General features: G+C 68.2%; 12 protein-coding genes. 10 read left to right on the top strand and 2 right to left on the bottom strand.

Translation table 11 applies throughout. The features are described from left to right. Positions 1 to 19: 19 nt before the first annotated feature. Both LW587_RS08935 and LW587_RS08930 read right to left on the bottom strand, forming a co-directional pair. Positions 20 to 934, bottom strand: a complete 915-nt coding sequence (locus tag LW587_RS08935; RefSeq protein ID WP_232629233.1) for a response regulator transcription factor — start codon at positions 932 to 934, stop codon at positions 20 to 22. Further along, a complete protein-coding gene (locus tag LW587_RS08930) occupies positions 927 to 4,358 on the bottom strand; it encodes a hybrid sensor histidine kinase/response regulator (RefSeq protein ID WP_232629232.1) in 3,432 nt (1,143 codons plus the stop codon). The genes LW587_RS08935 and LW587_RS08930 overlap by 8 nt, the downstream gene beginning before the upstream one ends. Positions 4,359 to 4,652: 294 nt before the next feature. Here LW587_RS08930 and urtA point away from each other — a divergent pair, with 294 nt between their 5' ends. The 10 genes from urtA to LW587_RS08880 all read left to right on the top strand — a co-directional run bounded on the left by urtA (position 4,653) and on the right by LW587_RS08880 (position 15,406). Then, entirely contained in the window at positions 4,653 to 5,918 is a 1,266-nt protein-coding gene (gene urtA / locus LW587_RS08925; RefSeq protein WP_232629231.1) for an urea ABC transporter substrate-binding protein, read from the top strand. A gap of 187 nt (positions 5,919 to 6,105) precedes the next feature. Continuing rightward, positions 6,106 to 7,032 carry an urea ABC transporter permease subunit UrtB gene (urtB, locus tag LW587_RS08920; RefSeq protein ID WP_232629230.1) on the top strand — a complete coding sequence of 309 codons (927 nt, stop codon included), beginning with the start codon at positions 6,106 to 6,108 and terminating at the stop codon, positions 7,030 to 7,032. A 12-nt stretch (positions 7,033 to 7,044) separates the two neighbouring features. After that, positions 7,045 to 8,226 carry an urea ABC transporter permease subunit UrtC gene (urtC, locus tag LW587_RS08915; RefSeq protein WP_232629229.1) on the top strand — a complete coding sequence of 394 codons (1,182 nt, stop codon included), beginning with the start codon at positions 7,045 to 7,047 and terminating at the stop codon, positions 8,224 to 8,226. Between the two features lie 11 nt (positions 8,227 to 8,237). Beyond that, a complete protein-coding gene (urtD, locus tag LW587_RS08910; protein WP_232629228.1) occupies positions 8,238 to 9,023 on the top strand; it encodes an urea ABC transporter ATP-binding protein UrtD in 786 nt (261 codons plus the stop codon). A gap of 70 nt (positions 9,024 to 9,093) precedes the next feature. Further along, positions 9,094 to 9,783 (top strand): urea ABC transporter ATP-binding subunit UrtE, encoded by a 690-nt coding sequence (urtE, locus tag LW587_RS08905; RefSeq protein WP_232629268.1) that lies wholly within the window; start codon positions 9,094 to 9,096, stop codon positions 9,781 to 9,783. Between the two features lie 206 nt (positions 9,784 to 9,989). Next, the gene (gene fmdA, locus LW587_RS08900) at positions 9,990 to 11,219 is read left to right on the top strand and encodes a formamidase (protein WP_232629227.1); all 1,230 of its coding nucleotides are present in this window, start codon (positions 9,990 to 9,992) and stop codon (positions 11,217 to 11,219) included. Positions 11,220 to 11,221: 2 nt separating this feature from the next. Then, complete coding sequence (locus LW587_RS08895; protein WP_232629226.1) at positions 11,222 to 11,539, top strand: FmdB family zinc ribbon protein; 318 nt, start codon at positions 11,222 to 11,224, stop codon at positions 11,537 to 11,539. A gap of 208 nt (positions 11,540 to 11,747) precedes the next feature. Next, positions 11,748 to 13,208, top strand: a complete 1,461-nt coding sequence (locus tag LW587_RS08890) for a carbohydrate porin (RefSeq protein ID WP_232629225.1) — start codon at positions 11,748 to 11,750, stop codon at positions 13,206 to 13,208. Between the two features lie 78 nt (positions 13,209 to 13,286). Continuing rightward, positions 13,287 to 14,339 (top strand): aliphatic amidase, encoded by a 1,053-nt coding sequence (locus tag LW587_RS08885; RefSeq protein WP_232629224.1) that lies wholly within the window; start codon positions 13,287 to 13,289, stop codon positions 14,337 to 14,339. 215 nt (positions 14,340 to 14,554) lie between these two features. Beyond that, on the top strand, positions 14,555 to 15,406 hold the full coding sequence (locus tag LW587_RS08880; RefSeq protein ID WP_232629267.1) for an urease accessory protein UreD: 852 nt from the start codon (positions 14,555 to 14,557) through the stop codon (positions 15,404 to 15,406). Positions 15,407 to 15,418 lie beyond the last annotated feature (12 nt).

Raw genomic sequence — 15,418 nt, 5'->3', positions numbered from 1 at the left:
CCGGCCGGAGCGGCGGGCCTCAGCCGAGGTCCTGCAGGTGGCGGGCGGCGATGATCGAGGCGGCGGTGCGGTTCTCGACGCCGAGCTTGGCGTAGATGCCTTCGAGATGCTTGGTGATGGTGCGCGGACTCAGGGACAGGATCTCGCCGATGTCGCGGTTCGCCTTGCCGCGCGCGAGCCAGAACAGCACGTCGGCCTCCCGGGCGGTGATGGGCAGGCGGGAGCGCAGCAGCTCGATGCCGCTGGCGACCGCGTCGCGGGACAGGCGCAGCAGCACCTCGTTGCCGGTGCGCCCGACGAAGCTGACGGTGTGGGCACCGCCCGACAGGTCGGTGAGGGTGGAGGGCGCGCTCGGCCCGGTTTCGAGGCAGGCTCGCAGCCAGGCCCGGCCGGCTTCGGGCAGGCGGTCGGCCTCGGCCGGCGCCGCACAGGCGGCGAGCACCTGTGCGGCCTGCGGTGTCGCCCAGAGCACGGCCCCGGCCGGATCGACGGCGAACAGGGTGCGCCCGGTGGTGTCGAGGGCCGCGCGCAGGCTCTGGGCCGCCCGCGCTCCGGCCAGGTGGACGCGGATGCGCGCCAGGATCTCGTCGGGCGCGATCGGCTTGGTGACGTAATCGACGCCGCCCGCCTCCAGCCCCTGCACGATATGCTCGGTCTCCGACAGTCCCGTCATGAAGATGACCGGCACGCCCGCCACCGCGGGCTTCGCCTTGAGGCGGCGGCAGGTCTCGAACCCGTCCATGCCCGGCATCATGGCGTCGAGCAGGATGATGTCGGGGGTGATCTCGTCTACCAGCGCCAGCGCGGCCTCGCCTGCCACCGCGACGAGAACGGTGGCGCCGGAGCGCTCGATCGCCTCGGTGAGGAAGCTCAGCGTGTCGGGGGAATCGTCCACCACGAGGACGATGTCGCGCTGGCCGGGCGCTTCAGGCATCGGTGGCCTCTCGGGCGGCCGCCTGGGCGGCGTCCTGCAGCAGGCGCATGTAGGTCGGCAGGTCGAAGGCCGCGACGAGGGCCTGGAGACGGGCCGCGAAGGCGGCGGCGCCCGGGTCCGCGCGGGCGATCTCGGCGAGCCGGGCCTCGATGGCGCGCACATGGCCGATGCGTCCGAGCCGGAGCAGTTCCTCCAGCACGGGGAGAGGGGGCGCCGCGCCGCCCGGCCCGGGGGAGGGGGCCGGCTCCGGCCCGGACGCCGCCGGCGGCGCCTCCTCGACCCAATCGAGGCCGAGCAGGCGCGTGACCTGATCGAGGAAGTCGCGCAGGTCGAAGGGCTTGGCGATGATCGCGTCGTGGCGGGCATCGACGCCCCGGCTCGGGCTGATCTCGTGGACGTTGGCCGACATCATGGCGATGCGCAGGGTCGGCGCGCGGGTCCGCAGGCGCTCGGCGACGGTCCAGCCGCCGAGGCCGGGCATGGCGATGTCGAGGAGGACGAGGTCAGGCGGATGCGCCGGGTTCGCGTCCCACAAAGCGAGGCAGGCCGGCCCGTCGGGCGCCTCTGCGACCGCGATCCCGAGGGGTTCGAGGATGTCGCGCATCAGGGTGCGGTGGGCCGGGTCGTCGTCGACCACGAGGACATGGCGGCGGCGGCCCGCATAGCGGCGCGGGGCGCTGGCCATGGCCGGCCCCGGGGGAGCCGCGGGGCTCGCCGCGGGGCGCGCCACCGACGACAGCATCAGCCTGACCCGGAAGCGGGTCCCGCGCCCGACCTCGCTCTCCACGGTGATCTCTCCGCCCATCACCTGCGCCAGCAGGCCGGCGATGGTGAGCCCGAGGCCGGTGCCGGGCTGGCTCCGGGCGGCGGGAATCGAGCCGCGCTCGAACGGCTCGAAGATGCGCCCGAGGTCGTCCGGCCGGATGCCGAGGCCGGTGTCGCGGATGGTGAAGACCGTCACTTGGCTGCGATAGGTCACCTCGAGGCCGATCTCGCCCGACGGCGTGAACTTGATCGCGTTGGACAGGAGGTTGAGCAGGATCTGGCGCAGGCGCTTCTCGTCGGTGGCGACGACCGCCGGCAGGGTCTCGGGCCGGGTGAAGCGGAACTGCAGGCCCGCGGCCTCCGCTTGGAGCCGCACCATGTCGACGATCTGGTCCAGGAAGTCGGCCAGCCGGATCTCGTTGCGGTGAACCTGAAGGCGCCCGGCCTCCATGCGGGAGATGTCGAGCAGGCCGTCGATCAGGCCGGAGAGATGCTGGGCGCTGCGTCGGATCACCTGAAGGCCGCGCCGCCGCGGCGCCGGGATCTCGGGATCGACCTCGAGGAGCTGGGCGTAGCCGAGCACGGCGTTCAGCGGCGTGCGCAGCTCGTGGCTGATGCCGACGACGTAGCGGCTTTTGGCGAGGTTGGCGGCCTCGGCCGTCTCCTTGGCCTCCTGCAGCTTGGCGTCGGTGATCTTGTGGGCGGCGATCTCGGCTTGGTAGAGCGCGGTCTGGCGCTCGGTCTCGGCCTGGGCGACGCGGCGGCTCTCCTGGGCGAGCACGAACAGCCACGCGACGACGCCGAGGATCAGCACGAGGATGAAGAACACGCTCGTGAGCGCGGCCCGCAGGGTCTCGCGATGCTCCGGCTGCCCGCTGCTGGCGCCCGCGTGGACGACGCCGAGGATCAGCCCGACCACGCCCACGAGGCAGAGCATCAGGGCGAGGTAGCGTCCGAGCGGCGCGCCGATCCAGGCCGCGACGGGGGCCGGCACGAAGCGCCCGAGGCTCGCCTGGGCCTGGGCGTCGAGGCGTCCGTGCGGCTTGCACAGGTCGCTACAACGGGCATCGAGCGAGCAGCACAGGGAGCAGATCGGTCCGCCATAGGCGGGGCACTGCGCCATGTCCTCGCCCTCGAAAGGCAGCTCGCAGACCCTGCAGACGATCTCGCCGCCCGACGCCAGCCCGGCCTCCGGCGGCCGGGCGATGTAGTAGCGCCCCTCCGTGCCCCAGGCGATCAGCGGCGCGGCCCCGAAGGCGGCGGCGAGGGCGATCAGCGGCGCGAAGGCGGCGGCCAGGGTCCCGAACGCGCCCGCATAGGCGAGCCAGCCCAGCGCCAGTCCCAGCGCCATCGCTCCGATGCCGACCGGATTGACCGCGTAGAGATGGGCGCGCTTGAACTCGATGCCCGGCGGCGACAGCCCGAGCGGCTTGTTGACGGCGAGGTCCGAGGCGAGCGCCCCGACCCAGGCCGAGACCACGACGGCGTAGAGGGGCAGGGTGCTCTCGATCGTCTTGTCGATGCCGAGCTCCATCAACATCAGGGCGATGGCGACGTTGAAGACGAGCCACACCACCCGGCCCGGATGGCTGTGGGTGAGGCGCGAGAAGAAGTTCGACCACGCGATCGAGCCCGCATAGGCGTTGGTGAGGTTGATCTTGATCTGCGAGAGCGCCACGAATCCGGTCATCAGCAGGAGCGCGCCCTCCCGCGAGGGCGTCACGTAGCCGAAGGCGACCGCGTACATCCGGGTCGGCTCGGCGGCCTGGGGCGCCGGGATGCCGTGGCCCAAAGCCAGCACGGCGAGGAAGGCCCCGAGCAGGATCTTGAGCAGGCCCGGCACGATCCAGCCCGCGCCGCCCGCGAGCACCGCCGACCACCACGTGATGTCGCGCGTCCCTCGGGCCGGTGGGACGAACCGGAGAAAATCGACCTGCTCGCCGACCTGGGCGAGGAGGGCCAGGAGCACGCTGGTGGCCAGCCCGAAGCGGAGGGCATCGAACCCGGCCGCCGCCCCCGGCCCGAGGCCCGGGAAGGTCTGGAGCGTGGCGAGCGAGGCGGGCGCGTCCGGGCTCAGGGCGATGAAGGCGAGCGGCAGCAGGTTCAGGGCGATCCAGACCGGCTGCGTCCAGATCTGGAAGCGGCTGATGAGCCGGATGCCGTAGACCACCAGCGGAATGACGATGCCGGCGCAGACGATGTAGCCGAGCCAGAGCGGCAGCCCGAAGCAGAGTTGCAGCGCCAGGGCCATGATGGCGGCCTCGATCGCCAGGAACAGGAAGGTGAAGCTCGCATAGATCAGCGAGGTGATGGTCGAGCCGAGATAGCCGAAGCCCGCGCCCCGGGTGAGGAGGTCCATGTCGACGCCGTAGCGGGCGGCATAGACGGTGATCGGCGCGGCGGTGGCGAAGATGAGTGCGCCGACGAGGAGCACGGCGGCGAGCGTGTTGGTGAAGCCCACCGCCAACACCAGCGTCCCGCCGATGGCCTCCAGGGCCAGGAACGAGATCGAGCCCAAAGCCGTCTGGGCCACCGCCATCGGCGTCCAGCGGCGGGCCTTCTTGGCGGTGAAGCGGAGGGCGTAATCCTCCAGCGTCTCATCCGCCACCAAGCGGTTGTAGGCGCGCCGGATCGGGATGATGTGCTGGCGGCCGTTCATCGTGACGTCTGTCGTCGATCCCGTACGCGACCGCCTGACGAGTCCCTGCCCGGGTCTCCGCCCTGCCCGGTGCGCAGGATGCGCGCCGGCCCCTCGCCCTCGCAAGAGCCATGCGCGCCCGGACGCGTCGAGTGCGGCATCCGATCGAAGGGCCGTCATCGTGCCCGCGGCCCGCCGCCCCGGCCATACGCAGAACAGCGTATATGCTGCGGCGCAACCCGCGGCCTAGCCTGACCCTCGTCGATCCGCGGCCGCACCATGAGCCGCCGGACGCGAGGTGACAGGGCTGGCAGAATGGCGAAGGACAGATCCGACACCGAGAACGGCCCGCGCTCGCCGCTGCGGCGCACCCTCCTGATGGGCATGGCCGGCCTGCCCGCGCTGGCCTTGATGCCCCGCACCGCCTTCGCCGCCGCTCCGATCTCGGCGGTCAACACGACCGGGCTCGCGGTGACCGACACCGAGGTCACGGTCGGCATCCTGCACTCGGCCACCGGCACCATGGCGATCTCCGAGACCGGCTCGATCCAGGCCGAGAAGCTCGCCATCGCCCAGATCAACGAGATGGGCGGCGTGCTGGGCCGCAAGATCAAGGTGATCCAGGAGGACGGCGCCTCCGACTGGCCGACCTTTGCCGAGAAGGCCAAGAAGCTCCTCGTCAACGATCACTGCGCGGCGGTGATGGGCTGCTGGACCTCGGCCTCGCGCAAGGCGGCGCTGCCGGTCTTCGAGCAGTATAACGGCCTTCTCTACTACCCGACCTTCTACGAGGGCCTGGAGCAGTCCAAGAACGTCATCTACACCGGCCAGGAGGCGACGCAGCAGATCCTCGCCTCGCTCGACTGGGTGGCGAAGGAGAAGGGCGCCAAGTCGTTCTTCATGGTCGGCTCGGACTACATCTGGCCGCGTACCTCGAACAAGATCGCCCGCAAGCACATCGAGAACGTTCTCAAGGGCACGGTCTCGGGCGAGGAATATTTCCCGCTCGGTCACACGCAGTTCAACTCGGTTATCAACAAGATCAAGCTCAAGAAGCCCGACGTGATCTTCGCCGACGTGGTCGGCGGCTCGAACGTGGCCTTCTACAAGCAGCTCAAGGCGGCCGGCATCGATCTCAACAAGCAGACCCTGCTGACGATCTCGGTCACCGAGGACGAGATCGACGGCATCGGCGGCGACAACATCGCCGGCGCTTATTCCTGCATGAAGTACTTCCAGTCGCTCAAGAACCCCAACAACGAGGCCTTCGTCGCCGCCTTCAAGAAGATGTGGGGCGAGAAGACCGTCATCGGCGACGTCACCCAGGCCGCCTATCTCGGTCCGTTCCTGTGGAAGATGTCGGTCGAGAAGGCCGGCTCCTTCGATGTCGACAAGGTGGCCGCCGCCTCTGCGGGGATCGAATTCAAGGAAGCGCCCGAAGGTTACGTGAAGATCCATCCCAATCACCACCTCTGGTCGAAGACCCGCGTCGCCAAGGCCCTGCCGACCGGACAATTCGAAGTGGTCTACGAGAGCCCCGAGCTGATCGAGCCGAATCCCTTCCCGAAGGGCTACCAGTAGCCGCGACGGCCACGCCGCCGCCTCGCGGGGCGGCGGCGCTGCGTCCCGAAAGGCACAGCCGCCACCGATCCGGCGCCGCCTTCCCCCTGACGCTCCTCCCCACATGGGGAGGAGGCCTTGCGTGGCCCGACACTTGCTGCGCCCTCCATCGCGATCCCGCCAGACCATTCCGCCGGGGACCCCCATCATGTTCGGCGAATATTCGCTCGCAGACCTCAGCTCGATCTTCGTGATGCAGGGCTTTGCCGGTCTGATCCTGTTCTCCGTCTACGTCCTGATGGCGCTGGGGCTCGCGATCATCTTCGGCCAGATGGGCGTCATCAACATGGCTCACGGCGAGTTCATGATCCTGGGCGCCTATGTGACCTATCTCTGCTCGACGTTCTTCCAGGCGTATCTGCCGTCGCTGTTTCCCGCCTACTTCTTCGTCGCCATGGCGCTCGCCTTCCTGGCCTCCGGGGCGATGGGCATGCTGGTGGAATGGGCGCTGATCCGCCACCTCTACAAGCGTCCGCTCGATACGCTGCTGGCGACCTGGGGCCTCTCGCTGATCCTGCAGCAGGCCTACCGCACGATCTTCGGCCCGCGCGAGGTCGGCGTCGAACTGCCCTCCTGGATGATGGGCTCGATCCCCGTCACCGACTCGATCGAGGTGCAGATCAACGGGCTGTTCGTGATCGCGGTCACGACCGTCATCACGCTGGGCGTCGCGGTGCTCATGTACCGCTCGCGCTTCGGCGCGCAGATCCGGGCGGTGATGAGCAACCGCCCGATGGCGGGCGCCGTCGGCATCGATACCGAGAAGGTCGACCGCACCACCTTCGGTCTCGGCTGCGGCATCGCCGGCATCGCCGGCTCGGCCTTCACGATGATCGGCTCCACCGGGCCGACCTCGGGCCAGCTCTACATCGTCGACACCTTCCTGATCGTGGTGTTCGGGGGCGCGGCGAGCCTGCTCGGCACCGTCGCCTCGGCCTTCTCGATCTCGCAGACCCAGTCGACCCTCGAATTCTTCCTCTCCGGCTCGATGGCCAAGGTGCTCACCCTGCTCGCGGTGGTGGGGATCCTGATGCTGCGGCCGCAGGGCCTGTTCACCCTCAAGGTCCGTCGCTGAGGAGCGCCCCCGATGACGAACCCGAAGACGAGCCCGATGCAGTCTCTGTCGAAGGCGGTCACCGTCAACGACAACCCCTTCATGAAGCCGGTCGAGTGGGTGAGCCTGCTGCTGCTCGCCGGCGTGATCCTGGTGGTCCTGCCGCTGATGCTCGACGGCTTCCGCCTCAACCTCGTCGGCAAATACCTCACCTACGCCTTCGTCGCCCTCGGTCTCGTCATCTGCTGGGGCTATGCCGGCATCCTCTCGCTGGGCCAGGGCGTCTTTTTCGGGTTGGGCGGATATTGTATGGCGATGTACTTGAAGCTGGAGGCTTCGAGCGTCGAGAACACCAAAATCCAGTCGACGCCGGGCATTCCCGACTTCATGGACTGGAACCAGATCACGTCGCTGCCCTGGTTCTGGCATCCGTTCCAGAGCCTGCCGCTGACCCTGATCCTCGTCGTCGCGGTGCCGGTGGCCTTCGCCTTCCTCATCTCGGTGGCGATGTTCAAGCGGCGCGTCGGCGGCACCTACTTCGCCATCATCACCCAGGCCATCGCCGCGATCCTGACGATCCTGATCGTCGGTCAGCAGGGCTATACCGGCGGCATCAACGGCATCACGGACCTGCGCACGCTGCACGGCTGGGACATCCGCCAGGATAGCGCGAAGTTCATCCTCTACTTCGTCAATGGCGGGCTCCTCATCGGCTGCATCCTGATGGCGCAGTACGTGAAGAAGTCGAAGCTCGGGCGCATTCTGGTGGCCATGCGCGAGAAGGAGGACCGGGTCCGCTTCTCCGGCTACTCGGTGGCGGGCTTCAAGGTGTTCGCCTTCTGCCTGGCGGCGGCCTTCGCGGCGATCGGCGGGGCGATGTTCACCCTGCAGGTCGGGTTCATGTCGCCGTCGTTCGTCGGCATCGTGCCCTCGATCGAGATGGTGATCTACGCTGCCGTCGGCGGACGCCTGTCGCTGTTCGGCGCGGTCTGGGGGACGCTGCTGGTCAACTGGGCCAAGACGAGCTTCTCCGAGAGCTTCCCCGATCTCTGGCTGTTCGGCCTCGGCGGCCTGTTCATCGCCGTGGTTCTGATCTTCCCCAACGGGCTCGCCGGAATCTGGCGCGAGCACATCGAACCCCGCCTGTTCCGCAAGGCCAAGAGTTTGGCGCCCGTCGCCAGCCCGGCTTTGCCCCACGGCGCCCCGGCCGAGTGAGGACGAGAACCATGAACGCGGCCATCCTCCCCACCGCGCCGATCGGCACGCCGGCAGACGACAAAAGTTTCCTGCTGGCGGTCGAGGCGCTCACCGTCTCCTTCGACGGGTTTAAGGCGGTCAACGACGTCTCGTTCTACGTCGATCCGGACGAGATCCGGGTCATCATCGGCCCGAACGGCGCCGGCAAGACCACGGTGCTCGACCTGATCTGCGGTCGCACCCGGGCGAGTTCCGGCTCGATCAAGTACAAGGGCCAGGAACTGACCAAGCTCTCCGAGAGCGCGATCGTCCAGGCCGGCGTGGGCCGCAAGTTCCAGACGCCCTCGATCTACGACGACTTGACGGTGTTCGAAAATCTCGAGATCTCGTTTCCGCGCGGCCGGTCGGTGTTTGGCGCGCTCACCTTCAAGCGCGACGCCGAGGTGCGCGACCGCATCCATGAGATCGCCCAGACGATCTTCCTGAAGGACCAGCTCGACGAGCGGGCCGAGTTCCTGAGCCACGGCCAGAAGCAGTGGCTGGAGATCGGCATGCTGCTGATCCAGGACCCGGAACTCCTGATGCTCGACGAGCCGGTGGCCGGCATGAGCGTCGGCGAGCGCATCAAGACCGCCGAGCTCCTGAACCAGATCATCAAGGGCCGCTCGGTGCTCGTCATCGAGCACGACATGAAGTTCGTCGAGGACATCGCCCACCGGGTCACCGTGCTCCATCAGGGCCGTGTTTTGTCGGAGGGCTCGATGGAGCGGGTCAAGAACGATCCGAAGGTCGTCGAAGTCTATCTCGGTCACTGAGGGCGCGCCGATCATGCTCCAGACCTCCCCGTCCCCGCTGGTGCCGCCGGTCATGCCGGGGGCCGCGCCGATCCTGGCGATCGCCGATCTCCACGCGGCCTATGGCCAGAGCGAAGTCCTGCACGGCATCGACATCGATGTCGCGCCCGGCGAGATCGTGGCCGTGATGGGCCGCAACGGCATGGGCAAGTCGACGCTCATGAAGACGCTCATGGGCATCGTGCCGACGAAGTCCGGCACGATCACCGTGGACGGCGTCGACGTCACCGCCCTGAAGAGCCACAGCCGCGTCGCGAAGGGCCTCGCCTACGTGCCGCAGGGGCGGATGATCTTCTCCACCATGACGGTGCAGGAGAACATCGAGACCGGGCTCACGGTGACCGGCTCGCGCAAGGTGCCGCAGGATCTCTACACGATGTTCCCGGTCCTGCTGGAGATGAAGGGACGGCGCGGCGGCAATCTCTCCGGCGGCCAGCAGCAGCAGCTCGCCATCGCCCGGGCGCTCGCCAGCAACCCGAAGGTTCTCCTCCTCGATGAGCCGACGGAGGGGATCCAGCCCTCGATCATTCGGGAAATGGGGCGTACGCTGAAGAAGATTCGCGACGAACGCGGTCTGTCGATCGTCGTCTCGGAGCAGGTCTTAAGCTTTGCCATGGACGTGGCCGACCGGGTTCTCGTCATCGAGAACGGTTCGATCGTCCACGAATCGTTGCGGGCCGACATCGACGAGGCGCAGGTCGCCCGCTTCCTGTCGGTCTGAGCCACGCGCCCCTCTCCGCCACTCAGATCGGGCCTGCCCGATCTGAGCACGGGAAGGTTGCGGATCTCGGGCTCGCCCGAGTCCGTGTGGGGGAGGAGGGCGCGCCAGGGAACGCCGAGTTCACGAGACCCACGAGAGCGGCCGGAACAACCCCGGACACGCAACGGGAACGGCTGCCCATTGTCCCAAGAGGAGTGGCGACGGAAATGCCCGAAACCCTGATCAAGGTCGATCTCACGCAATCGGCCTACGACAACGACATGGTGCACAATCGCTGGCACCCGGACATCCCGATGGTCGCCATGGTCAAGCCCGGCGACGACTTCATCGTCGAGACCTATGACTGGACCGGCGGCTTCATCAAGAACAACGATTCCGCCGACGACGTGCGCGACATCGACCTGTCAATCGTCCACTTCCTGTCCGGCCCGATCGGCGTCGAGGGGGCCGAGCCCGGCGACCTGCTGGTGGTCGATCTGCTCGATATCGGCGCCAAGCCCGAGAGCCAGTGGGGCTTCAACGGCTTCTTCTCGAAGAACAACGGCGGCGGCTTCCTCGACGAGCACTTCCCTCAGGCCCAGAAGTCGATCTGGGATTTCGAGGGGATGTTCACCAAGTCGCGCCACGTCCCCGGCGTGCGCTTCCCCGGCCTGATCCATCCCGGCCTGATCGGCTGCCTGCCGGATCCGAAGATGCTCGAAACGTGGAATGTGCGCGAAAAAGCGCTCTTCGACACCCATCCGAGCCGGGTGCCGGCGCTCGCCACCCTCCCGTTCGGCCCGACCGCGCATATGGGCCGCCTGACGGGCGAGGCGAAGGAGACGGCGGCGGCGACGGGCGCCCGCACGGTGCCGGGACGCGAGCATGGCGGCAATTGCGACATCAAGGATCTGTCGCGCGGCTCCAAGATCTACTTCCCCGTCTACGTGCCCGGCGCCGGCCTCTCCATGGGCGACCTGCATTTCAGCCAGGGCGACGGTGAGATCACCTTCTGCGGCGCCATCGAGATGGCGGGCTGGGTCCACCTCAAGGTGAGCCTGATCAAGGACGGCATGGCCAAGTACGGGATCCGGAACCCGATCTTCAAGCCGTCGCCGATCACGCCGAAATATGACGATCACCTGATCTTCGAGGGCGTCTCCGTCGACGAGCACGGCAAGCAGCATTACCTCGACGTCACGGTCGCGTATCGCCAAGCCTGCCTCAACGCGATCGAGTATCTCAAGAAGTTCGGATATTCGGGCGCCCAGGCCTACTCGATCCTCGGCACCGCGCCGGTCCAGGGGCACATCTCCGGCGTCGTCGACATCCCGAACGCCTGCGCGACCCTCTGGATTCCGACCGGCATCTTCGACTTCGACATCAACCCGTCCGCGGCCGGGCCGACGAAGTTCCTGGACGGCTCGGTCCAGATGCCGCTCTCGCCGGATCTTTGATCATGCCGGTCTACGATTACGCTTGCGAGAGCTGTGGTCCGTTCACGGTTCTGCGCCCGATGGCGCAGTTCAAGGACCCGCATGCCTGCCCGGATTGCGGCGAGGCCTGCCAGCGGGCCTTCCTCACCGCACCGCGGATCGCGGGGATGGATCCGGGGTTGAGGGCCGCCCACGCCACCAACGAGCGCAGCCGCCACGCGCCGCGGCGCTCCGGCGCCCACGGGGCCGGCTGCGGCTGCTGCGCGCCCACCAAGACGGCCGCCGCCCCCGCGGCGGCCAAGAGTTTCCCGAACGCGCGGCCCTGGATGATCAGCCACTGAGGGCGGCCCGACGACACCGGGGCGGCCGGCTCGATCCGGCCGCCGCCCGCGACGAAGCCCGAATGGGCCGTCGCCAGACCCTCCGGGAGGAGTTTTGCCGAACGAAACCGCTCCGTGAGGGAGCCGCCGGCCGACGCGACAAGCGGGGGACCATCCCGTGGGAAGGCCGGCGCAAAGCACAGGTTGGGGATCGACGATGCGCAATACGATGAGACGAACACACAGACCCCACCGACCCGGGCTCGGGCTCGGCGCCTCCGCGGTGCTGGCCGCCGGCCTCGTTCTGGGCGGGACGGCCGCGCAGGCGCAGCAGGCCTCGCCGGTCGGACAGTTCAACGATCAGACCCAGCCGCGCACCGATCCTGCCATCGCCGCCAAGCCCTCCGATCCGGTCCGGGTCGGGCCCCTTGCCCCCTGGGCGAACGACATGGCCGCCCGCGGCCTGACCTTCGACATCAACATCTACGATTTCTACCAAGCCAATCCGAGCACCGGCCTGCGGCTCGGCGAGCAGTCGAACTCGGCCTATTTCGTGCTCAGCATGAATGCCGACATGCAGCGGCTCGCCAACATCAGTGGCGGCACGATCAAGTTCACGCAGACCTTCTTCGGGCTCGTCCGCAACACCAACCACGCCAGCGATATCGGCGACACCACGGTCGGCTACCAGCCGCCCTTCACCCCCAACAACAACCGCCTCTCGCTGCTCACCTACGAGCAGAAGCTCCTCGACGACCGCCTCGTCGTCGAATTCGGCCGCACGCATCCGGACCGCTATTACGGCTTGCCGCCGTGCAACTCGATCAACACCTGCTTCCAGGACATGTTCTACTTCAACGCCGGCTTCACCTCGCCGCTCTTCGGGGTCTGGGGCGCCAACGTCGCCTACCAGATGTCGCCGACCACCTACATCCAGGCCGGCGCCTTCACGGTGAACCCGGGCACCAACGTGCTGTCCGGCTATGACTGGGGCTACGAGCGCATCGCCGGCGCACTCGTCATGACCGAGATCGGGTTCAAGACCGATTACACGATGACCGCCTATCCGGGCCGCGTCTCGCTCACCGGCTTCGTCAACACCGCCGACCACGAGGACAACTTCAAGACCGTGTTCGGCACCTCCAAGGGCCTCAACCCGGGGGATCCGGTGCTGCAGAAATCCGGCACCTCGGGCATCGTGCTCACCGGCAAGCAGACGGTCTGGCGCGCCGATGGCGGGCTGATCACGAAGGGCGACGTCAACCTGCACCCGACGGCGATCTCGCTCTATACCGGCACCGGCTACGCCTTCGATCCGACCATCCCGATCCGGTTCAACTCGTTCTTCGGCGTCCTGCTCGAATCGCCCGATCAGACCCGTCCGAACGACACCTACGGGCTCAAGATCAACTGGCAGCGCCTCAACGAGAACTACACCCAGTTCCTGTCGGACGCGAACTTCATCTCCGGCGGATCGGGTGCGCCCTATTCCCGCGACAAACTGATCTTCGAGGCCAACGCCCATCTCGATATCGGCAAGGGCGTGATCCTCGAGCCCGTCGTCCAGTACGTCGTCAATCCGAACTCGTTCTGGAACCCCTACACCGCCCGCCGCGCCAAGGACGGCTTCTACGGCGGCTTCACCCTCGTCGTGCCGCTCGGCACGCTGCTCGGCCTCGCGCCGGGCTGATCGGCACAACCGCGACGCGGGCCGCGGCGATCCCGCGGCCCGCCCCAAAAGTCCGGTGTTGGAGTGGAGGACAACGCCATGATGCACGGCGACATCTCATCGAGCCAGGACAGCGTCGGTGTGGCGGTGGTCAACTACACGATGCCTCGCCTTCACACGAAGGCCGAGGTCCTCGAGAACGCCAGCAAGATCGGCGATATGATCATCGGCATGAAGGCCGGTCTGCCGGGCCTCGATCTGGTGATCTTCCCGGAATACTCGACCCATGGGATCATGTACGACGCCGGCGAGATGTACGAGACCGCCTCGACGATTCCCGGGGCGGAGACCGAGATCTTCGCCGAGGCCTGCCGCAAGGCGCGGGTCTGGGGCGTGTTCTCGCTCACGGGGGAGCGGCACGAGGAGCACCCGCGCAAGGCACCCTACAACACTCTCATCCTGATGAACGACCAGGGTGAGATCGTGCAGAAGTATCGCAAGATCATGCCCTGGACCCCGATCGAGGGCTGGTATCCGGGCGACCGCACCTACGTCTCGGATGGTCCGAAGGGGCTCAAGATCAGCCTCATCATCTGCGACGACGGCAATTATCCCGAGATCTGGCGCGACTGCGCCATGCGAGGCGCCGAGCTCATCATCCGCTGCCAGGGCTACATGTATCCGGCCAAGGAGCAGCAGATCCTCATCTCGAAGGCGATGGCGTTCGCCAACAACACCTACGTGGCGGTCGCCAACGCCGCCGGCTTCGACGGGGTCTATTCCTACTTCGGCCATTCCGCGATCATCGGCTTCGATGGCCGGACGCTGGGCGAGTGCGGCGAGGAGACGATGGGCATCCAATACGCCGCTCTCTCGAAGTTCCTGATCCGGGACTTCCGCGCCCACGGTCAGTCGGAAAATCACCTCTTCAAGCTTCTGCACCGCGGCTACACGGGCATGATCAATTCGCAGGAGAACCGGCACGGGCTGTCGGAATGCCCCTACGACTTCTACCGCCGCTGGATCGAGGACCCCGACGGGACCCGCGACGCGGTGCGCGCCCTCACCCGCGCCAGCGTCGGCACCGAGGAATGCCCGATCGAGGGAATCCCCTTCGTCGGCAAGGGCGAGGGCCCGCCCGACCTGCGCTGACCGGATAGTGCCCACCGCGTCTCCCTTCCTCCTGTCGGGCCAGCGGAACCCATCGAGGCTGCGCGGCGCGGGATGGCGTCGCGGCCGGTCATCGATGGCAGGCTTCGCAGCGCGTCCTCGGAACAACCGTGGCGGCGCCGGTTGCCCGGCGGGCGGGCCCGCGCCAGGAAGGGCAGGGGCCGGACGCGCCCGTCACCCGCCCGAGGGCCCGCACCATCCACGCCTCCCCGCCGCCCTGTCCCGCCCCGCTGTCACGGCAGCGCTCGCGCGGCCATGTCGATCTCCAGGTCGGCCCCGTCACTGCGGGCGGGCCGACACGGCTGACGGATCTCGCCGAATCCGGGCCGTCGCGGCTGCGCTTCCCCCGGCTCGCCGGGACGATGGAGGGCATCCTCGTCAACACCGCGGGCGGCATCGCCTGCGGCGACGACTTTTCCGTCTCCGCCCGGCTCGATCCGGGGGCCGACCTCGTGCTGACCACCGTCGCCGCGGAAAAGGTCTATCGCTCCGACGGCCCGGTGAGCCATGTCCGCAACCGCCTCGATCTCGGGGCCGGCGCGCGCCTCGCATGGCTGCCGCAGGAGACGATCCTGTTCGATCGCTCGCACCTGCGCCGGACCCTGGAGGCCGACCTCGCCGAGGACGCCGCCTTGCTCCTCGTCGAGATCGTCGCCTTCGGCCGCGCCGCCCGGGGCGAGATCCTTCGGGAGGCCTTGTTCGAGGATGTCTGGCGGGTGCGCCGGGCCGGACGCCTCGTCTATGCCGACACCGTGCGGCTCGACGGTCCGGTCTCGGCGCTGCTCGCCCGGGCGGCCATCGGCGGGGGGGCGCGCGCCACGGGCACGATCCTCGATCTGTCGCCGGGCGCCGAGGGGCGGATCGAGGAGGCCCGCGCCCATCTCGCCGCAGCGGACGCGGATGACGGAACCGAGGCCGCCGCGAGCGCCTGGAACGGGCATCTCGTCCTGCGCTTCCTCGGCCCCGAGGTCGGGGCGTTGCGCGGCCGCGCCGCCCGCTTCCTCGCCTCTTATCGCGGGACGCCGATGCCCCGCGTCTGGCAGACCTGACGGGTGGCGGTC

The sequence above is a fragment of the Methylobacterium sp. Leaf118 genome (assembly GCF_920984675.1).
Taxonomy (GTDB): Bacteria; Pseudomonadota; Alphaproteobacteria; order Rhizobiales; family Beijerinckiaceae; genus Methylobacterium.
The sequence above is the reverse complement of the archived record's forward strand: the minus strand, read 5'-3'. Positions and strand labels throughout refer to the sequence as shown.